General features: G+C 66.8%; 14 protein-coding genes and 1 pseudogene. 1 reads left to right on the top strand and 14 read right to left on the bottom strand.

Going from position 1 to position 20036, the window contains the following annotated elements; all coding sequences use genetic code 11:
* The first annotated feature begins 88 nt into the window (after positions 1-88).
* Positions 89-4843: a galactose-binding domain-containing protein gene (locus ABD907_RS06955; protein ID WP_345215520.1), complete on the top strand. Its 4755-nt coding sequence runs from the start codon at positions 89-91 to the stop codon at positions 4841-4843.
* Between the two features lie 122 nt (positions 4844-4965).
* Here ABD907_RS06955 and ABD907_RS06950 read toward each other — a convergent pair whose 3' ends face one another.
* From ABD907_RS06950 to ABD907_RS06885, 14 genes and pseudogenes are all read right to left on the bottom strand, one after another.
* A complete protein-coding gene (locus ABD907_RS06950) occupies positions 4966-5781 on the bottom strand; it encodes an alpha/beta hydrolase (RefSeq protein ID WP_345215519.1) in 816 nt (271 codons plus the stop codon).
* A complete protein-coding gene (locus tag ABD907_RS06945; RefSeq protein WP_345215518.1) occupies positions 5778-7382 on the bottom strand; it encodes a GH39 family glycosyl hydrolase in 1605 nt (534 codons plus the stop codon). The genes ABD907_RS06950 and ABD907_RS06945 overlap by 4 nt, the downstream gene beginning before the upstream one ends.
* A 52-nt stretch (positions 7383-7434) precedes the next feature.
* Positions 7435-9888 carry a glycosyl hydrolase gene (locus tag ABD907_RS06940; protein ID WP_345215517.1) on the bottom strand — a complete coding sequence of 818 codons (2454 nt, stop codon included), beginning with the start codon at positions 9886-9888 and terminating at the stop codon, positions 7435-7437.
* Positions 9889-9996: 108 nt separating this feature from the next.
* On the bottom strand, positions 9997-11031 hold the full coding sequence (locus tag ABD907_RS06935) for a LacI family DNA-binding transcriptional regulator (protein ID WP_345215516.1): 1035 nt from the start codon (positions 11029-11031) through the stop codon (positions 9997-9999).
* A 94-nt stretch (positions 11032-11125) separates the two neighbouring features.
* Positions 11126-12106, bottom strand: coding sequence for a hydroxyacid dehydrogenase (locus tag ABD907_RS06930; RefSeq protein WP_345215515.1), 981 nt, complete (start codon positions 12104-12106; stop codon positions 11126-11128).
* A 98-nt stretch (positions 12107-12204) separates the two neighbouring features.
* Positions 12205-13779, bottom strand: coding sequence for an extracellular solute-binding protein (locus ABD907_RS06925; protein ID WP_345215514.1), 1575 nt, complete (start codon positions 13777-13779; stop codon positions 12205-12207).
* A 53-nt stretch (positions 13780-13832) separates the two neighbouring features.
* Positions 13833-14750, bottom strand: coding sequence for a carbohydrate ABC transporter permease (locus ABD907_RS06920; protein ID WP_345215513.1), 918 nt, complete (start codon positions 14748-14750; stop codon positions 13833-13835).
* 2 nt (positions 14751-14752) lie between these two features.
* A complete protein-coding gene (locus tag ABD907_RS06915; RefSeq protein ID WP_345215512.1) occupies positions 14753-15613 on the bottom strand; it encodes an ABC transporter permease subunit in 861 nt (286 codons plus the stop codon).
* Positions 15614-16465: 852 nt separating this feature from the next.
* Positions 16466-16747 (bottom strand): type II toxin-antitoxin system RelE family toxin, encoded by a 282-nt coding sequence (locus tag ABD907_RS06910; protein WP_345215511.1) that lies wholly within the window; start codon positions 16745-16747, stop codon positions 16466-16468.
* On the bottom strand, positions 16748-17014 hold the full coding sequence (locus ABD907_RS06905; RefSeq protein WP_345215510.1) for a type II toxin-antitoxin system Phd/YefM family antitoxin: 267 nt from the start codon (positions 17012-17014) through the stop codon (positions 16748-16750).
* A gap of 72 nt (positions 17015-17086) precedes the next feature.
* Positions 17087-17878 carry a hypothetical protein gene (locus ABD907_RS06900; protein WP_345215509.1) on the bottom strand — a complete coding sequence of 264 codons (792 nt, stop codon included), beginning with the start codon at positions 17876-17878 and terminating at the stop codon, positions 17087-17089.
* Between the two features lie 141 nt (positions 17879-18019).
* Positions 18020-18868, bottom strand: coding sequence for a hypothetical protein (locus ABD907_RS06895; RefSeq protein ID WP_345215508.1), 849 nt, complete (start codon positions 18866-18868; stop codon positions 18020-18022).
* A gap of 122 nt (positions 18869-18990) precedes the next feature.
* A pseudogene (locus tag ABD907_RS06890) lies at positions 18991-19561 on the bottom strand (recombinase family protein).
* A 279-nt stretch (positions 19562-19840) separates the two neighbouring features.
* On the bottom strand, positions 19841-20036 hold a 196-nt coding region (locus tag ABD907_RS06885; protein WP_425555710.1), incomplete at its 5' end, for a transposase.

The following is a 20036-nucleotide window of genomic DNA, read 5'->3' as shown; positions in this document are numbered from 1 at the left end:
AAAGGAGCATGAATGTCTCGCTCCTCGGCGACGATCAAACGTTCGAGGGGTCTAAGTCAGAGCGATCCACTCCGAGCAAGGGAGCTCCATGTCCACGACAACAAGACCGGTGCCTTTGAGGGGTCCCCGGCACATCATTGCCCTCGTCGTTGCGCTGGCCACCGCCCTGGCGGGCCTCGTGACGGCCATGCCCGCCGCTGCCGCCAACCCGACACGACCCGATGCGATCGACCGTGTGGTGTTCGGTGACGCCGCGTCCGAGTCCGCCCACGACTTCCGCGGCGAACACAGCCACGTGGTCAAGGGTGCCGAGGGCAGGTCCGCCCGGGTCTCCGATGCCTATGAGCCCCAGCGCAACTATCTGGGGGACCTCGCGTTCACGCTCAAGGTCGATCCGGCGGAGCAGAATTACCTCACGCTCAAGCTGTGGGGCGGCGACGCCACGGATCTGCGGACGGTCCTGATCGTCGACGGCCAGCAGGTGCAGTACCGCAAGGCCGGGGACCACCCCGCGATCGACGCCGGGACGGGCGCCGGTTTGCCGGGGCGCTTCATCTTCACCACGTCGATGCTCCCGCTGTCGATCACACAGGGCCGCGAGCAGGTCGAGGTCATCCTGCGTCCCTACAACAACTACGATCCCGTCGGCGGCACCTCTCGGCCGTACTATGAGGCGTTCACCCACGTCGGTGCGGCGGTCGCCGCACAGCCGGAGGACCTGACCGACCACGAGGTGACGACTCAGGCGGCGCCCGCACTCAGCGACGCTCAGGAGCAGGCCCACATCGACGCGTACGCTGCGCGACAGGTAGAGGCCTTCAACGAGATGTCGGCACGGATCGACGCGGACCCGAGCGCCGTGCTGTCGGTCGAGCGATACCAGGATGAGCTGCGGTTCTACAGCGAGGCGATCTCGACTCCGTGGTCGCCGGCGCAGACCACCGCCGAAAAGGAAGCAGCCCTCGAGCGTGTCTTCCAGGTAGTCGACAACCACACGCGCAACTACTACGGCGACGTGCAAAGCCTCGGCTCCGGCGGCCATCAGTCTGACTGGGGCGGCTACTACGGCGCGCTCGGCGAAGCGCTCTACATCGTCGAGAACCTCATCGCCGACGACGACGTCTACGGCCGGGAACGTTTCGAAGAATTCCTGGACGAGCCGTTCGTGACCGGGACCGAGGACGGCGAGAACTCGATCGCGGGCGTCGACTGGGAGGGCGGCGAGCTGACTCGGGGCGAGGCCTGGGAGCGGGTGCTCAAGGCGAACTTCGACTTCGCGCGCTCGCGCCTGTCGTACATCTATAACCAGGTTCTCTACACGTACGAGGGTGCCTGGGAGGCCGCCGAGGGTCTGCGTGTGATCGACTCTGAGTTCTACGAGGGCAAGGAGCGCAGCCACGCGATCCTGCTGGAGGCCCTGGGGGCAAGGCCCTTCCTCGGCGAGGAGGTGCTGCTTGGGCCGGACGGCGAGGATATTGACACCTACCACAGCCTGATGCAGCACGACCACAACGCCCGGTACACCGAGGACTACCTCAAGATCGTCATGCGTGGGCTCGCGACGAGCAAGACGGACGCGAACGGCGACGTGGTTCGGCGTCGACCGTACGGCGAGCACTACACGGGCGTGACGGCCGCCGGGCTGACCCGTGAGAACGGCTACGTGGGGTTGTACGGCGAATCCGTCAACTACGCCGCGGAGTACTTCTACCGGACCCTCGGCCACGAGGGTGACGAGGAGCTCAACGACGAGATTCTGCGGCTCGCTCTCCGCAGCATCGAGGCGCGTGGAGCCACCCGGTACCAAGGGACCGATGAAGAGGGCAACCGGGTGATGATGGTCCAGCAGGTGCTCGACGAGCGATCCTTCGGGTATCCGGGTCGCCCGGCTTACGCCGTGGACACTGTGACCGGACGCGGTCTGCTCTTCGCCTCGCTGGAGCAGTACATGGCAAACCACCCTCAGCAGTACGCGGGACCGGAATGGGACCATGCTTGGGAACAGGCCCGCATGGCGGTGGGCTACTTCCAACAGCAGCTCGTCGACAACCAGTACTTCCCGACGTTCGACAAGTACGTGCTGGCGCAGTTCAAGCTCGACCACCGGTTGCCCCAGACATGGGAGTACGTCACCAGCGGCCGGGCCGGCTACGACCGGTTCGGGCAGACCCCGGCCGGTGTCGTCCTGCCGAACACCGACCTGGATCGGTACACCGACAAGGAGCTCGAGCAACTCGGTGTCAACCGTGAGGAGCGGCCCACCACAGGTGGCTTCGTCGACGTCGACAACCTGCTCTTCTCGGTGCAGGACGGCGACACCTCGCTACACGCCGTGCTGTCCTTCCGGGCAAAAGGCTGGGCGGGTGCCGGGTTCGCGCACGTGCAGGAGGACGGCTACGACCACCTGACACAGCTCGAGAGCCGGGGGGTATTCGACTACCAGGACGTCGTGCTCAGAGCACACTCCGCAGAGGACGCGCCCATCGTCGACCGGTACACCACCGAGCACGACCGGCCGTTCGCGTATGCCGGTGAGCTCAAGCCCGTCACGTACCAGCCGGGCGTCGGGACAGTGGAGCGGGACAACTTCCGCGAGGACCACCCGTACTCCGCCTTCCCGGACCTGATCACCAGCCGGTATGGCGAGTACCTGATGGCCGTCAACACGACCCGGCCGGAGTACGACAATGAGGCAGAGCACACGGTCGAGGTGCCCGCGGGCGTGCGGTCCGACGAGCTCGTCGACGTGATCACGGGGACGAGCTACGAGGTCACCGACGGCAAGGTCGTGATCCCGCCGTTCACCGGCGTGGTGCTGAAGCTCGGTACGACCGAGATCGAGCCGGAGACGCCGGCACAGGTCGACGTGCTCGTCCCGACGGCCGGTGCGGGCGGCGTCGGCCTGTCCTGGAACCCGGCGGCCGGTGCCGCCGAGTACATCGTGGAGCGCTCGTCCGGCCCGCGTGGAACGTGGCGCGAGGTCGGGACGACCTCGACGACGCACTTCGTCGACCGCGAGGCTCCCGAGGAGTCCACGCTGCGCTATCGCGTCATTGCCGTCAACTACGAGGGATCGGCCCAGCCGTCCTCGTCGCGCGACGTCACCACCAGGGCCACAGGGTCGAACGCCCTGCAGAACAAGGCATGGCGCGACGACGCACTGGGCGATGGCGCCGCAGGTACGGCGACGACCGGTGGGCCCGTCCTGAAGCTGCGTGACGTCACCGGTGAGGGCTACGCCGGAGGTGAAGACGGAGTGATGCCGCTCCGCTTCTTCGAGGACTCGGTGTATGCGGTGACGCGACTCGTCGCCGGCAGCGCCGAGGTGTCGGCGACGCTCGACGGTTCGACCGTCGGGACGGGTGTGACCTTCCGCGACGACCTCGACCCGGTTGCCCGGTATGTGCATCTGGGCATCGGGAGCGACGGGTTGCTCGAGCTGCGTACCCGTACGCTCGACACCCGCGCGGACATCCGCTCCGACGGTGGCACGTCTAGCGTGGGCGGCGGTCGAGTGGTGAGCCCGCTGGTGCACGACATCGCCGACCTGCCTGCCTCGACGTACCGCCACGTGCGGCTGACCAGAGACGCCTCCACACACGTGGTCACCGCCGAAGCGTCGGCCGACGGCACGAGCTGGCGTCGACTGGCGTCACTCACCGTCCCCATGCCGGCCGTCGTGCACGCCGGTGCCGTCGCGACGTCGGCTACGACGCTGCGTGGGCTCGATGCGCGGGAGCTGCCTGCCGACGTGCCGCAGCTGAGCGTCGCACAGAACGGCGACCAGGCCTCCCTGGCGTGGACGAAGCCGGTCCACGCGGTCGCCTTCGACGTCTACCGGACCGAGGACCCGGCCGATGCCGGGACCGATCCCCGTGAGGGCGGGTGGCAGCAGATCCTCGAGGACCGGTACACGCTCGCTCTAACGGACACGGCACGGGCGGAGTTCACGGCGTACGCCGTGGTCGCGCGGGCCATCGACGGCGAGACGACGGTCAGCAGGCCGGCGGCCGTCGGGGGCGAGTCCCTCGACGAACTCGTCAGTCGTGCCAAGGAGCTGCCCGCAGAGGACTTCACCCGTGGCAGTTTCTTCCTCCTCCAGGAGGCGATCGCTGCGGCGGAGAGCGCTCTCGAGACCGGTACTGGTGACCGTGCCGAGCTTCGCCTCGCGCTCTACGCGGCACTCGACGGCCTCGAGGAGCGCATCGACCTCGTCAAGATCGACGTGCTGGAAACGGCCACGATCACGACGTCGCACGGAGAGCACGGAGGCGGCCTGCCGAAGGACGAGGTCGGCGAGATCGCCTTCGACGGGAGCATCGACACCTCCCTGACCCTCAGCTCCGCGGACGATTCATGGATCCAGGTGGACCTCGAATCGACTGCGGCGGCCGTCTCCACGATTAAGGCGTACCCGCAGGTTGCACGGCCGGACACGATCGCGCGGCTCGAGAACGCGACCGTGTCAGGGTCGAACGACGGGGAGACGTGGACGGAGATCGGGCGATTCACCGAGGTCGACACCTCTCGCGGCCAGTGGTACGAGATCCAGGTGCCGGAACCGGAGTCGTTCCGGTATCTGCGATACGCCGGCGCGGCCGGGACCTCCTCCAGCGTGGCGGAGATCGAGTACTGGTACACGCAGGTGGATGCCACTCTGCTCGACGTGCTGGTGGACCGTTCGGAAGCGCTCGAACCGGGTGACTACACCAGTGAGTCGTGGGACCGCGTCGCGGAAGCGGTCGCGGCGGCGAGGGAGCTCTCGGACGCTGACCAGGAGGCGACGGACGCGGCGGCGACTGCACTTCTCGAAGCGTTGGAGGGGCTTGTCGAGGTGAGTTGATAGCCGGCTGACGACCGATCTTCCCGTCGGCCAGTGCATGTGCGGGGCCCGGACATCCGGGCCCCGCACATCTTCTTTGACAGCTGAGGAGGCCTCAGTCGATCGCGCCACCGGAGGCCGCATCAGGTCGTCATGGCGGCGAGGAACGTCCCGGTGAGCTCGAAAAACGCCGTCGGGTCGTCGCGGCGCACGAAGTGAGATGCGCCGTCGACGAGGGCGAGGTCCGCCCCGTGGTGAGTGAGCAGCCGCCGGTGCTCATGGGTCATACCGACGTGCGCCCCCGTCCCGGTGATGACAAGGACCGGGACTCCGGCGACGTCCAGCGCGGACAGGATGTCCGGCCAAGGCGGGGAGGGGATGACGTCACCGTCGAGCACGAGGGCGGAGTCCGCGTCGTGCTGTGCCCGCGCCCACGCGGGCAGCTCGGCCGGATCCCAGCGTGCGTGGGCACGCCGGCCCTTCTCCACCAGCTCGGGGAATGCCAGGGCTTGGCGCATCAGCAGCTCCGCGTACGCACGTCGCGCGACTCTGCGATCCTGGTGCCGCGTCACGGGCAACCGCCAGAACGGGTCTTCGAGCAGGACCCCGTGCACCCGTTCGGACCGTTTCGCTGCGACAGCGGCGGCGATCCCGCCTCCGGCCGAGTGACCGAAGAGGACGACGGGACCGGTGGCCTCCGGCTGGTCGAGAATCTCGTCGAGGACGTCCAGGACGTCGTCGGTGAGCCGGTCGCCGGGATGGCGATCGTCGTGCGGATCCCAGCGGGGTGAGCCTCCGTGCCCGCGCAGGTCCGGTGCGATCACGTCCCACCCGTCGGCAGCCCACACCTCGCTCGCCGGGCGGAGGGTCTCGCCGCTCTCCATCATGCCGTGCAGGGCGAGTACTGTGCCGCGCCGCGGAGCGCTCGCCACCGTGCGGGTGAGACGCAGGCAATTCACGCAGCTGGTTCCGGCGCGAGCAGGGCGATGCTCCACGGCCCGATCACGGCCTCGACGTGCAGGCGCCCGTCCGGCCCGACGGTCAGGATGCGGGAACGTGTGCGCCGGCCGTCCTCACTGAGCGTCCGGGCCTCGTCACCGGAGAGGTTGAGCGGCTCGCCGAGCGCGCGCCACGTCTCGACGACGTATCCGTCGGCCGGGTCGAGGACCTCCCACCGGTACATGGCGCCAGGAGTCAGTCCGTCGAACGTCAGGTCGACCGCTCGCGGCGAGCCAGCGGCGAGCACGTCGTCGGCCACGACCCGGCTCTCGAACGACGCCGGGACGGACAGTGTGACCTCTTCCGGGTAGTGGTAAGCCACCGCCGCCACTTTGACGTCCTCGCCATCGGCGTCGCGACGCACCCTGGTGGCCACCACGCCGTCCTCCTGCGCGAGCAACTCGTCCCCGAGCTCACCGAGCATGCGGTACGCGTGGAACGTCGGCTTGGCGATCCCGTGCTGGTTCAGCATGCCGAAGCCCCCGTGGAAGGGCTCAGCGCCGGCACCGTCCTCCTCGAAGATGTCAGTGAACGTCCAGTAGCTCATCGAGTCGACGGTGCCGATCGACTCCAGGTTCGCCTTGACGACGTACGCGGCGGCCTGAGGGTAGTCGTGAGTGTGATCGCGGGAACTCGACGAGGAGCTCCACTCCGTCAGGTGGATCTCGGCCTGGGGGTACTGGCTGTCGTCGACGATCCGGCGCACCAGGCGCAGATCGCGTGGGGTGGCTTCCACGGGGCGGGTGAGCTTGGCGCCCTGACCGTGCTCGTCGAGCGCCCAGTCGGTGGGGTAGGGGTGGCACGACACGAAGTCGACGGGCAACGACCGGTCATGGCAGAACTCGAGGAACGCCTCGAGCCACACGGGTCGCCAGTCCAGGGCCCCGAGATCATCGGCCTCCAGGACGGCGCGGTGCTGAGCATGGTCCTCAGCTTCGCCGTCGAACCGCCCGTCCGGCACAAAGTTGCTCGTCGCCGGGCCGCCCACGCGCAGCTCGCCGTCAACGGACTTCACGGCGAGCGCCGTGGTCCGGTAGAGCTCGAAATACTCGGTGCGCGTCCCGCGGAAGAATGGTGCCAGGTTCGGCTCGTTCCAGACCTCGAAGTACCACGTGCGGACTTCGTCGAGCCCGTAACGGTCGATCCAGTGCTCGATCGTCGCGCGGACCAGGGCCGCCCAACGGTCGTGGTCGACGGGCGGCGAGCCGTGTCCGCGCCACCAAAACACGGTGCCCTGCTCTCTGGCGAGTGCGCCGGGTGAGAAGCCGAGCTCGACGAAGGGCTTCACGCCGAGCGCGAGCATGGGGTCGACGACGAGGTCGACGTAGTGGAAAGTCGGTGTGACACGGCCCTCGGTCTCCCGGTAGACGAACATGTCGTCGTGGAAGAGGCCGTGGAAGCGCACGTAGCGGAAGCCACAGTCGGCGGCAGCGATGGCAAGATGTCGCTGCCAGTCCGCGCGCAGCCCTTCGGCGGCGCGCCCCGCGCCCACGCAGAGGTTCCAATGATGTGCGAGCGGAGTGCCTCCGGTGCGGGCATCGATGTCGAGCGTGAGTGTCATGAGTTCTCCGTTGTCGTGTTTGGGGAATGGACCGCGATCCGACCGGTCCGGGTCACGCACTCCCGGCGGGAACCAGCCCGAGGGCTGTTGGCACGGAGAGCCGGCGGAAGCGCCAGCGGCGGTCGTGGGTGTGCGAGGGGAGGTGGGGATCAAGGAAGTTGCTCGTACCTGCGATCTGCGTCGGACTGATCGTGTCGGCGTCGCCGCTCAGGTAGTGGTGCGGGCCCAAGGCGTTGTACGTGCTGCCCGCGACGGTGAGGCGTACCTCGTGGGTGCCGGGCCCGATGACGGCAGGAACGACCACGCGCCCCGCGGCGGCGTCGATGGGCCAATGCCAGCCCAGGTCGGTCCCGTCGACCGCGAGCCGCACCGCGTCGGCCGCCAGGTAGTCGAGCACGACGGCGGACGCCGGCTTGTCGAGAGCGACCTGTGTTGTGAGCGTCACCGGTCGGCGGAGGAACGGCATCCCTGCCGCGAGCAGGTCGAGAGTGCCGTCATCCCTCGGTGAAGTGGCGTCCGGCCGACTGAGTCCGGCGGCAAGGTCCACGAGGACGAACGGGCCGTCTGTCGCGACCATGCCCACGGCGTCCGGCTCGAACGGTGCGTCGACCTGCACGGCGAACCCGCCGCATACCCAGGCGTACACGGCGACAGCGGAGGTGACCGGGCGGAACGCGAGCCGCGAGACGTTCTCTCCCGCGGGGAGCGTGAGCGTCGCCCTGGCGCCGTCGCCCTCGTCCTTCCACGCAGTGTCTACGCCGTCGATGGTCAAGGCGGTGACCGAGTCCGCGAGCTCGAGGGTCACGCACGTCGCGCGATCGAGGTGGGACAGGATCGCCGCGTGGCACATGCCGTCGGCGTGGACGGAGACGTCGAGGAGGAGGTCGTTCTCCATGTCGGTCAGGCGCCACATGACGGGTTCAGACGCGTATCGGGGTGCAGGTTGTTCGACGGGCTGGTCGGCCGTCGGTGCTCCGCCGGCTGCTGGTACGACGAGCGGCGCGACGGCGGCGCGTATCGCATGGTCGAGCTCGGCGCCCGGCGACAGGACGACGCTGGTGTATTGCGCGGCGCCCACGCGGAGGCGTCCGTCGACCACGGCCCCGTACTCGCTGACGGTGCGTTCGTCGGCGACGTCGTACGCGACGCGCGCGGCGGCGAGGTCGTCGACCGTGTCGAGGAACGCGTCGTTGAGTGCGCCGGCGACGGAGTCCGGGTAGGTCCGGGCCGCGTGCACGTCGGTCAGCGGCCACTCCCGCGGTCGGTAGGCTGCGGCGATCGCGCGGTGCGGCGAGACGAGCAGCGTGTCCGCCGGTGGCCGCGGTGCGACCGTGCGCCGAAGGCGGTCGAGCAGCACGGGGTACGCGTCCGACCAGGTGAGGTGCAGAGGGTGCGACGGCGGCCAGTCGGCCAGCGCGCCGGAGTTCAGGCGCAGCTGGCTCAGATGCAGCACGACGTCCGTGATGCCGTGCGAGCAGAGCCAGCGCAGATGCCGCTCGAGGTCCGCCGGTGTCGATCCCCAGCCCGAGCCACCGAAGGTCTCGGCCATGGCGCGACCCGAGGACCACTGGCGCGAGGCCGACGAGACCTGTCGGGGAAAGTAGTGGTTGCCCGGTGGGCGACCGAGTGAGTCGATCCCAGGCAGGGACATCGCACGGAATGGACGGTCCGCCGATCCGACAGTGGCGACCTGGAAGTAGGGGTGCTCCTCGCCCTTGAGATGGGCCGTGAAGAGCTTGCCGTGTCGGTCGCACCAGTCGCGGATCGGCTGCAGAAACCGCTCCGTGAGCAGATCGGAGAGCAGCTCCCAGAACTGCACTCGTATGCGGGCCGAGTCCTCGCGGTCGAGCAGGACTGCCGGGAGGGCAGGCAGGAGCGGTTCTCCGTACCGGCGTTCGTACTCTGCGGGCAGGGTGGGAGTCCAGGGGAGTCCGCCCGCCTCGGGGAAAAGGGAATGGAGGTGGGCCATCCCGAACTCTGGCTCGTCGCTGAAGAACGCCTCGACGTGCGCGAATGCGTCGGCGGACAGTCCCGTTCGGTAGGCCTCGTGGGTCATCTCCACGAAGCGTCGTCCCAGTGTGGGGGAGAGGTAGTCCACCCCGTCGGTGCGCCGATGACGCAGCGACCAGTGTGCGCCGTCGTGCTCGAACTCGGTCAGGACGGCCTCGCCGGTCACGACGGGATCGGTCGTTGGCACGAGGGCGAGCCAGTGTTGCGACTCGTCGGGGTGCTCGGCGAGCATCCGGCCGCCGACACTGCCGCTTGGCCAGCCGTCCTCGTCGTAGATCCACACGGCGATCCCGCGCTCGTGCGCGTGTTGCACGACGTCATCGAGCGCACGGAAGTACTCCTCGCTCAGGTACGGCGGGAGGTCGGGGTAGAACCGCGGGTGCCAGACGAGGCCGTCGAGACCGTGATCCGCGAAGGCGTCGACCTGAGCCCGTAGGCGTGCCTGGTCGAGCTCGGCGTTGATCGACCACAGGGTCAGAAACCGGAGTTTCGCCATCGGCACGGGGCTCCTTGCTCTGGGTAGTGAGAAAAGCGCTTGCCACCACGACGGGACATGGGTGGGGCGGGCGGCGTTGATTCGCGGGAGGTGGTGACGAGCTTGATGTCAGCGATACAGCGGAGGAGTGCTCTCGCGCACGACGACGTGACCTTCCACGATCTCGGTACGGGGGGACCCCTCCCGCGGCGAGACCGCCAGGGCGAGGGCCTTGTCGGCAACCTGCTCCCACGGCAGGTGCACCGTCGTCAGAGAGGGGGTGACGTCACGGAGAGCCTTGATGTCGTCGAAGCCGGCGACCGCCACCTGGTCGGCGCTGCCGGTGTCGCGCAGGAAAGTCAGCACGCCCAGTGCCATGGCGTCGTTGACAGCAAAGATCGCCTCGACCGGAATCTTGCGTCGTAGGAGCTCCCCGGTCTTGGCATACGCCGCGTCGCGCGTGAACTCGCCGATGAGGATCCGGTCGGCGGACAATTCGATGCCTGCGTCGGCGAGGCCCGCCATGAACCCCTCGGTCCGGTCCCTCTGGGTCATCCCGTGCTCCATTCCCGAGACGACCGCGAACTCGCGATACCCGAGCCCGACCAGAGCCTGGGCCAGGTCGTATCCGCCTTTGCGGTTCGCGTAGGCAACCGTGTCGAACGGAAGACCCTCCTGCGTGATGAGGACGACCCTGCCGCCCTCGGCCTCGTAGCTCTGCAGTGCCTCGACCAGGTCGGGGACCGTAGCGTCGTCGGTGGCGCGGCCGCCGGTGATCATGAGGATCTCCGGCCGATGGCTCCGGGCCAGGTTCACCGCCTCGACGAGGTCGGCCGGCCCCGGGCCGGCGGAGACCAGGGTGAAGGGGAGTCCTCGGCGTTGGGTCGCGCCGACGACCCCGGCGATGATCGGGTTGGCGAAGTCGTCCGGGATGCCTTTTACGACGAGCGTGACACCTCGAGAGCGGCCGCGAGCGACCGCCTGTGCGGCGATGTTGGTCGTGTACCCGAGGGTCTTCGCGGCTTCGAGCACCCGCTGCCGGTTGACGTCGCGGACGCCACGGTCGCTGCCGTTGAGAGCGCGCGACGCCGTCGCGGCAGAGACGCCCGCGAGTCGGGCCACGTCGGAGAGGCGCGCCGCCCTGACGGGTGCGGTGTCGGTCATCGTATGAGCTGCTTCCCTGGTCAATATAGAGATCGTATTCGGCGCTCGGCGCTCGGCGCTCGGCGCTCGGCGCTCGGCGCTCGGCGCTCGGCGCTCACCGATCCGTCGCCGGCGCCGCCTCCGTCGGGGGCTCGACGTAGCGGCTGAGCTCTCGAGCGGCCTCGTCACCCATCCGGCGCAGCTCGGTGCCCATCGAACCCGCAATGTGGGGTGTCAGGAACACGTTCGGGAGGTCGTAGAGCTTCGAGGTGCTCGGCAACGGCTCAGGATCGGTGACGTCCAGCACGGCGTTGATCCGACCCGTCTGCAACTCCGTCTCGAGCGCCGCCTGGTCCACGATTGCACCTCGGGCCGTGTTGATCAGTGTCGCACCGTCGGACATGTAAGCGAGCATCTCGGCGTCGATGAGGCCCGTCGTCTCGGGGAGCACGGGAGCATGGACCGTCACGACGTCGCTGCTGCGCATCAACTCGGGTAGGTCGACCCGCTCGACGCCGAGGCTACGGGCCTCGTGCGGCGGCAGGTGGGGATCGTAGACGAGCGTTCGCAGAGAAGGGAATGAATGCAGGAGCTCGACCAGCGCCCGGCCGGTACGTGAGGCACTGATCACGCCGATGGTGCGGGCATGATTCCCGGCATGCGGGAACTCCTGCTCCCGATCGATGAAGGAACGGCGGGTGCGGTAAAGCTCGCGGGCTCGAAACGTGTCCTTGTTCGAAAGGATGATCATGGCGAGGGTGTACTCGGCCACGGGTATCGCGTTGACGGAACCCATGTCGGAGCACACGACATCGCCGTTCCCGTCCGGAAACAGCCGGTCGGCGGCACCGCCCGCATGGATCACCCGGCGCAGCCTCGGCGCGAACCGCAGCACAGAGGCTGACAACGCTGGCGTCTCCCAGCCGGTGAAGAGGACCTCGACGTGCGCCAGCACTCGGCGCGACATGTCGGATTCGAACTCGGTGAGCACACCCCCGATACGTTGGGCCGCGACGTCCTCAAGGACCTCATATGACGAGCCGAACAACTGCTCGGCCAGTCGGGACGACCCGACGGCGATGGCGTACTGGATCACGCTGCTCCTTCTTCGAAGTTGGCCCGGGGCCGGCGGAGGCCCGTCCGCCGGCACCGGGAATCTCGGGCCACGTTCGCGTAGATGTCCGCGGGCGGGCATTACCTGGACGCGAGGTAGGCGTCAGCCTGTTTATTGAGCTCCTCCTGAACCTTGCTCAAGCCCGCCTGCTCGGTGGCCTTCTTGAGGTCGTCGAGCCCTGCTTCGACGTCGACGGCCCCGGCGAACAGCGGGTTGCCGAACTGGGCGACCGCCGCGGTGATCTGGGCGTGCTCGGTCTCGACCTCGGTGAGATCTGGGATGAAGGACGCAAACGGGTCGAGCGTGAAGTTGTCGTAACTCTTCGACCACTCGAACCAGCGTTCTTCGCTCTCGGTCATTCGCGCGAACTTGCGCTCGAGCGGGATGCGCCAGCTCAGTGCGAAGCTCGGGAAGGTGGTGTACGCGCTAAGTGGTTCGTAGGCGTCGTCACCGACCGCTCGCCAGTCCCTGCCCTCCTCGCCGTACTGCAGCAGGTCGTGGTTCTCTCTGATCGAGACCCAGTCGAGCAGCTGCATGGCTGCTTCGGTATCGGCCGCCGCCGTGTTGACCACGACGAGGTTGTCGGCCTGAAACGTTTGGTTTGGCTTGGTGCTCATGCCGTCTCGGAAGGGAAGCAGGGTCGCGAGGGTGGCGCCCGGCACGGCCTTCTCAAGCTGGGCGAGGTGCGTCGAGGTGTCCGAGCCGTCGGTGATGGCGAAGGTCGTCGCCGCGCCGCCACTCTGGAACCGCGACTTCAGGGCCGATGGATCGGCATTGAGCCGGTCGGCGTTGACGATGCCGTCCTGGTAGTACTTCCGAACGCGGTGCAGCGACTCCACGTAAGGGCCGTGCTCCCAGAAGGGCACTGCGTCGGTCGAGCCGGTCGTCGCGGCAGTCGGCGACGGCACGAACATCAGCGAACTGCTCGAGAAGTACAGGGGCAGCATGTCCGGGGACTCCCAACCCTGCGCGTACAAGGCGCCGGTCGGCGCGCCGAGCACGTCGAAGGGGGAGTTGCGGTTGATGTAGCCTGGGATGCCTTCCTTCTGGACCACGTCGTACCAGAACTTCTCGAGCTGGTCGAAGGATTCGATGCTTCCGCCGGCGTGCTTGTCGATCAGGTCGCCGCGGGCGACATGGTGGTGGATGCGTGCCGCGCTGTTGACCGCCGGCACCCCGTAGATCGCACCGTCGGGCCACCGGTTGGCGTCGAAGGCCGTCTGGTCCACCGTGTCGGTGAGGTTCGAATACTTGCCGCTCGCCAGAGCGTCGTCGAGAGGTTGCAGCGCGTCCGCCTCGATTAGCTGGGCGATGTTCAGCCATCGAGCAGACAGCGCCGTCTGGAAGTCCTCACCTGCGGTGAATTTAAGCAGGGACTGCGAGGCGTAGTTGGACCAGTTGATGTACTGCGGGTCGATCGCGAATCCGAGATCGGCCTTGAGCTTCTCGTTGACGGCGGTCCGGATCCGATCCCACTGCGCCGGTACGTCACCCGGCAACAGGAGGCTGTAAGACGAGCCGCCGCCGCCCCCGTCGGACGATCCAGAGCTGCACGCGGCGAGCGTGGCAGCAGCAAGGACGCCTCCGGAGCCGGCCAGGAATCCTCGTCGTGACACTGGTCGTGACAGGCCAGCACCATTGATGGTCGGTGTCATCGTAGTTCCTCTCTATGTGGCCGGTGTGGCCGTGTGGTTGGACAGGGCATGCGTCAACCTTTGCTGGCGCCCAACGTGAGTCCCTTGACGAAGTAGCGCTGGGCGAAGGGATAGGCCAGGAGGATGGGGCCGATGGTGATGACCGTCATCGCGAGGCGCATCTGGTACACGGGCGCCGCCGCCTGCGTGCCGAGGTTGGCCGCGTTAGCGACGCTCGTGATGAGGTTCTGCAGGACCAACTGAAGGGGGAATTTGTCGGGCTCACTGATGAACAGCAGTGCGTGGAACCACTCGTTCCAGAACGTCACCGCGTAGAAGAGAGCGATCACAGCGATGACCGGTTTGGACAGTGGCAGCACAATCTGGAAGAAGATCCGCAGCTCGCTGGCGCCATCGATCCGGGCGGCGTCGAGGATCTCGGTTGGTGTGGCCCGGAAGAAGCTGACCTGGACGAACACGAGGAACGGTGCGATGACGAGCGGAAAGATGACGGAGAACCAGGAATCGCGCAGCTCGAGAATCTGGGTGATGAGGATGTACATCGGCACCAACCCACCGGTGAAGAGCATCGGGATGTAGGCGAAGATGGCCAGTGGACGGCTCACCCAGGCCAGTCCACGGGCGATCACCCACGCGATTCCAGATGTTGCGGAGACGGCGATCGCGGTACCGACGGCAGTGATGAAGATGCTGGCGGTGTATGACTGCCAGACGCGGGAGCCCGCAAAGATCGTCTGGTAGGCCTCGAGCGAGAAGTTGGTGGGCCAGAACGAGTAGCCGCGCTGTGCTAGCACGCTCTCGGCAGTCAGCGAACCGGCGATCACCATCCAGAACGGGACGATGCAAATGAGGCCGAATGCAGCGACGCCGATGTAGCTCGCGATCGTGAAGGGTTCGCGGCGTTGGCGGCGCCGGCGACGAGGCGGCGAGCCGGACGTTGTCCGAGCATTGACTGCGGGAGCGTCGATCATGGTCACAGGATTGCCGTCTCTCTCGCGTACTTGCGTTGCACCAGGGTCGCTATGACGACCAGGACGAAGCCGACGACCGACTGGAACAAGCCGATTGCGGCTGTGGTACCGAAGTCGCCGAACGTGCGCAGCGCGCGGAACACATAAGTGTCGATGACGTCCGTCGTCTCGAAGAGCGTGCCGTTGTCGCCGACGATCGCGTAGATCGTGGCGAAGTCGCCGTAGAAGATCCGCCCGACGCCGAGGACGAGCAGGATGGCCGCCGTGGGTTTCAACAACGGCGTAGTAATCCGCAGCGCCATCTGAGCACGGCTAGCACCGTCGATGACGCCCGCCTCGTAGACCTCCTCCGGAATCGACGTGATCGCGGCAAGAAAGATGACACTCATGTACCCACCGAGTTGCCACACCTTGACCACCGTGAGGATCCACGGCCACGGACCTGGCTCGGTGTACCAGGACACCTGTGGCCAGGAGAAAAGATTGAAGAAGTCGTTGACGAGCCCGCCCCGGCCGCCCGGACCAGCGAGGAATGCCTGCAGGAAGATGCTCACGACGATCGGCGAGACGAAGTACGGCACAAAGATGATCGACTGGAAGATCCGCTTGGTCATTCGTCCGCGAATCTCATTGAGCATCAGCGCCAGAATGATGCCGGACAGGAGCGTTGCGCCTAGGAAGAGGGTGTTCAGGAACAGCGTGTTCCAGAGGATCTGTCCGGCCTTGCCCGACGTGAAGAAGAACTCGAAGTTCTCCAGACCCGCCCACGGCGAGCCGAAGACACCATCTGCGACGTTGAAGTCCTGGAAGGCAACCACAAGGCCAGCCATCGGCCCGTAGGCGAAGATCAGCAGGAGGATCACCGCGGGAGCGGCGAGGATCACGAGGCCGTAGTCACGCCCGCGACGTTTGGGCCGCCGGCTGCTCGGTTGGTCGGCAGGAAGGACCGGGGCGGCCTTCTGCCTCGCGAGGTCGCTTGTAGCGACATCCCTGCTCATCGGCGCCCCACGACCTGCTGAGCGCCGAGCCGGGCAAGTGTGCTCTCTCCACAGGCATCCACAGTGATCTCTCTTCTTCGTCGAAGACCGGCGGTCGGTTGCAGGTGTGAACGCTAAGGCGTGTCCGCTGCACTGTCAAGAAACAGATGAAAGCGCATACCGTCTCGCACCGGGCGATTCGTGCGATCGCCAACACTGAGAGTTGGAGGCGTGGTGTGCCGTGTGAGACTGTGCGACTCGCGCGTTGGGCGGTCGACGCCAGTGAACTTGTTTTCAGCATATGCATGCGCTTACACCAGGCGAGCGCGGAGAGCCCTAGACGGCTGCAGCTGCTACGTGCGCACGGCAGGCTTCGACCACGAGGATGTCGTTGGAGCGCCGTGTGCGGGCCTCGAACTCGTCCGGGGGCGCGAGCGACTTTGCCCTTGCGGATATCACTCGCCGGCGTCTTCACCGACGCGCTCCGGCTGTTGTCGTAGACCTTCACCGGTACCCAGTGCCTGTGTGCTGCAGCCGCTCGAGGAGGGCTGCATCGCGGTTCGCGAAGGTCTCAGACGTCATCGAGGAGGAACTTGCGCGGGTTTGAGGAAGGCTCCTGGTTCCGGATCGGCTCGCGCGCAGTGGTCCGGCTGCGAGGATCGGGTATCGGATGCGTCGTCCGACCGGCCCGTTCGAGGCCTGGCCCTGGCCCGGCAGAGCCATGACAAGCGCGACGAATTAGCGGCGCCGGTATGCGTGGGCACGGTGCTCGATGCGGCCGACGAGGATCACGCCGGCGACATCATCCAGCTGGATGATCACCCGGTAGTCACCGCGCCGAGCAACCCGCCATTCCTCAAGCGGCGGCCGCAGCGGCTTGGACATGCGCCGCGGGTTGGTGGACATCGTCGTCGTGACGAACTCGACGACCGCCGCGGCGATCTTGGCGGGCAGTCGGTCCAGCGCTCGAATCGCAGCCGGCGCGAGCTCGACGCGCCGTTCCTCGGGCTCTCGCGCCACTTAAAGGCCGTACCGGCGTCGGGCGTCGGCTCCGCCGGTCGTCTCCTTCGACGCATAGGCCTCCTTGGCCTCTTGCAGCTCGGCCGCCGCCCCAGGAGTCGACAGCAGCCGCAGCGTCTCGTGCAGCGATTCCAGTTCGTCCGCAGACATCAGCACGGCCGCATTCTTGCCGTGGCGCGTGATCCGGATTACCTCATGCGTGCTGTCGGCCTCTTCGACCAGGGCGGACAGCCGGTCCTTGGCCTCACTTAACGGTACGGTGCGCATGGGAGCATGCTAGCCGTACTTGTAGCATGGGACTAGCCTAGTGTTTAGCCGATACTGAGGTTATGTCAACCTCTAATCTGCGTATTGCATCAGATGAATCACCACGGCCCCCGGACGACCTCCAGCCGGCGAGACGGCCGCCGAGGCTCTGACCTGCGCAGACACCTCACCGCACGGGCCGTCGAGCGACGGCCAGGCGCCGGGATGGGTACGTCGGCGGCGACTGAGCCGGTTACGGGTGTGGGTCGGGTCCAGGTGGTGCCCTCGCTTCCGGTCCTCCGGCCGGAGGAGCAGGTGCTCCAGCTCATGCTGGACGGCTGGCTGCCAGGAGGCTGCATCACGCATGTCGACTAGAGGCCCGTCGTGCCGAGAGCATCGATTGTTGCTCTCTGAAGCGGGCTTGTCGCGGGCCGTCGGGTCCTCGAAGCCCACCGCCATGTTCCACTGCTCGACGAGGGACAGGAGCCGGAGGTTCATGCGCCGACAGACGCGTTCTCGAACTCCCACGCCTGGCTCGTAGAGCCAAAAGGTGGCGCTCAGGCTCTCTAGCGCCGCTCGGGCCAAGGTTGCTGTCGCCAGAACGACCCGATCTGCCGCCGATACAACGCTGAGGGCACGAACGTGGTCAGCAGCAAGGTGGAGGCGGCCATTGGGATCGTAGAGAAGCTCGAATGTCGGCCGACCCCATCGAGGATCGTCAAAACTGCTGTCGCTCGCCTCCAACTCTGCCACGCTGCCGGGCGCGGCGATGGGATCGGCGGTCACCACGTAATGCATCAGACCGTCAGCTAGCCGAGTGAGGTGATCCGCCGCATCAAGGAATTCAGGAGCTCGGGGTGCTTCGTGGTCATTCGGCACCATCACACTCGTCAGGCTACTCGTGGACCCAGCGCGCGAAGACCTTTTCCTCCGCCCGCAGCAGCATCACTTGGCAGCAGATGTACGTCGACGCCAACGAGCCCACGCCGCAGCCGAGGAGTCTCCTTGAGGAGCCAAGGAGATGCCTTAGGTGGCAAGTGGACGGACCGCGTACCGAAAGTAGATCCGTTGATCGAAGGACCCGCAACGGTGGTAGCGGCTGTCTTCGGTCGTCATGAAGAGCGAGACTGTAGATGATTCTCTTACGTCGGAGTCGGCTACAACCCACGTGAGCTGCACTGGCTCACCGCTTTCGACGGTGTCGGAAGTGCCACCCTGAAGGTCGTGGTTCGACCGGGCTGACCAAGTCAGTCGTCGGCCGTCAGGATCGTGGGCCACGCACGTGAACGTCACTCGCTCACCCGGGTGCAGGATGGCACCCGTGTCTATGTGCCCGGCAAGTTCGCCGTCAGGCCGGACGATCTCCATCTCGTGCCTGAAGCTGTCGCGTGCGGCTTCGATCCTTGGATAGATGTCGCCGGCGGGGTCGGCGCTGCTCATCGCGATGGTCACCTGGTTCCTGATCAGTCCGGCGATGCCGGACAGCAGCTCTTGTTCGAAGGGGGCAAGCGGTCGATTGTGGTTGGCGGCGTTACGTCGCCGAGTGGCGCGTTCGGCGAGCGGAAGGAACGTCTGCAGATATGGCTCAGCACTCTTCTTCTTACCGAGCGCGTCCTTGAGCGGAGCCCAATGCTGGCGGGCAATCTCCACGAGCTCGGTCAATTCGGTGAACTCGAGCCCGTGCCCGCCGGGCAGGATCACACCCGTGCGTTGCTGCTGGTCAGCGGTCCGAAGGCTTGCCCACTTACTACGCTGGTCTGAAGTGATGATCTCATCGATCCAGTTGCCTCTGCCGTACTCGGCGGCGTAAGCGTGAGCCATCAACTGGCGCAGCGACCGCTCAAGCGTCTCGACCGCTAGTTGCGGCTCGTACACGACCACAGGCTCATGCTCGCAGATGGCGTACCGACGCGTCGCAGATCTTCACCGCGCCGCGCCTTGCTGGCGCAGCGGTTGGGCCGCCACCGCGGGACCGCGGCCGACGGATCTCGCCAACGTCAGCCCGGAGCGCCCGCCCGCTGAACAGCGCGGTAGACGGTCGCGCGTGCGACGCCGAACAGCTCGGCGATCTCGGCGGTGGTGTGACTACCCGCGCGATGGAGCGTCACCAGGTGCGCCTCCTGCGACTTCGACAGCTTGGGTTGCTTGCCACGCAGCCGGCCCTTCGCTTTGGCGACGGCCATGCCCTCGCGGGTGCGCATACGGATGAGGTCGGCCTCGAACTCGGCGACCATGCCGTGGACGTTGAACAGCAGCCGGCCGGCCGGGTCGGTCGGGTCGTACAGGCTCCCGCCGAGGTTGAGCGTGACGCCCTTGCGGGTGAGTTCGTCGGCGATGTCTCGAGCGTCCGGCCGTGACCGGGCGAGACGGTCGAGCTTGGTGACCACGAGGGCGTCTCCCGGCGGGACAGGCGGCAAGTGCTTCTCGTAGTCCGGGCCGGGCGCGGTTACTGCCGGTCAGCCCGTGGTCGACGTAGATCACGTCCTCGTCGACGCTAAGAGCCACGACTGCTTCGCGTTGGGCGGTCAGGTCCTGCTCGTTCGTCGAGACCCGTGCGGATCCGATCATCACCGGCCCGACTGTAGCGTTTAACACCCCTTCACCGGGCACTTTTGCGGGCGGGTCTTACGCGACCACGTGAGCCGCAGCAACTAAACGGCGTAGCTCGTCAAGCCAGGTCGTCGACTCCGTCCCGGTGAGGGACCGGCTTGCGGACGCTCCCAGGCCGGCAGAGTCGTCACGGCTGCCGTGCCGGTCACGGGCGACAGCCCGGCGCAGGGCGGCGTAGTAGTCGCGCTCGCACCGATAGTAGGGCGGTTTCTACGGGTCCTCGCAACACCTGATGATCTAAGTGGTTGTCAGTAGATCACGCAGACGCTCGGCTGGGGTTTCCCAGCCGAGCGTTTTGCGTGGTCTGCCGTTGAGTTCCTGGGCCACATGCTCGAGGTCCTCTGGCCCGTAGATTGATAGGTCGGTGCCCTTGGGGAAGTACTGGCGCAGCAGTCCGTTGGTGTTCTCGTTCGATCCGCGCTGCCAGGGCGAG

The sequence above is a fragment of the Georgenia halophila genome (assembly GCF_039541595.1).
Note: the sequence above shows the minus strand (reverse complement) of the source record. Positions and strands in the feature narration are given on the sequence as shown.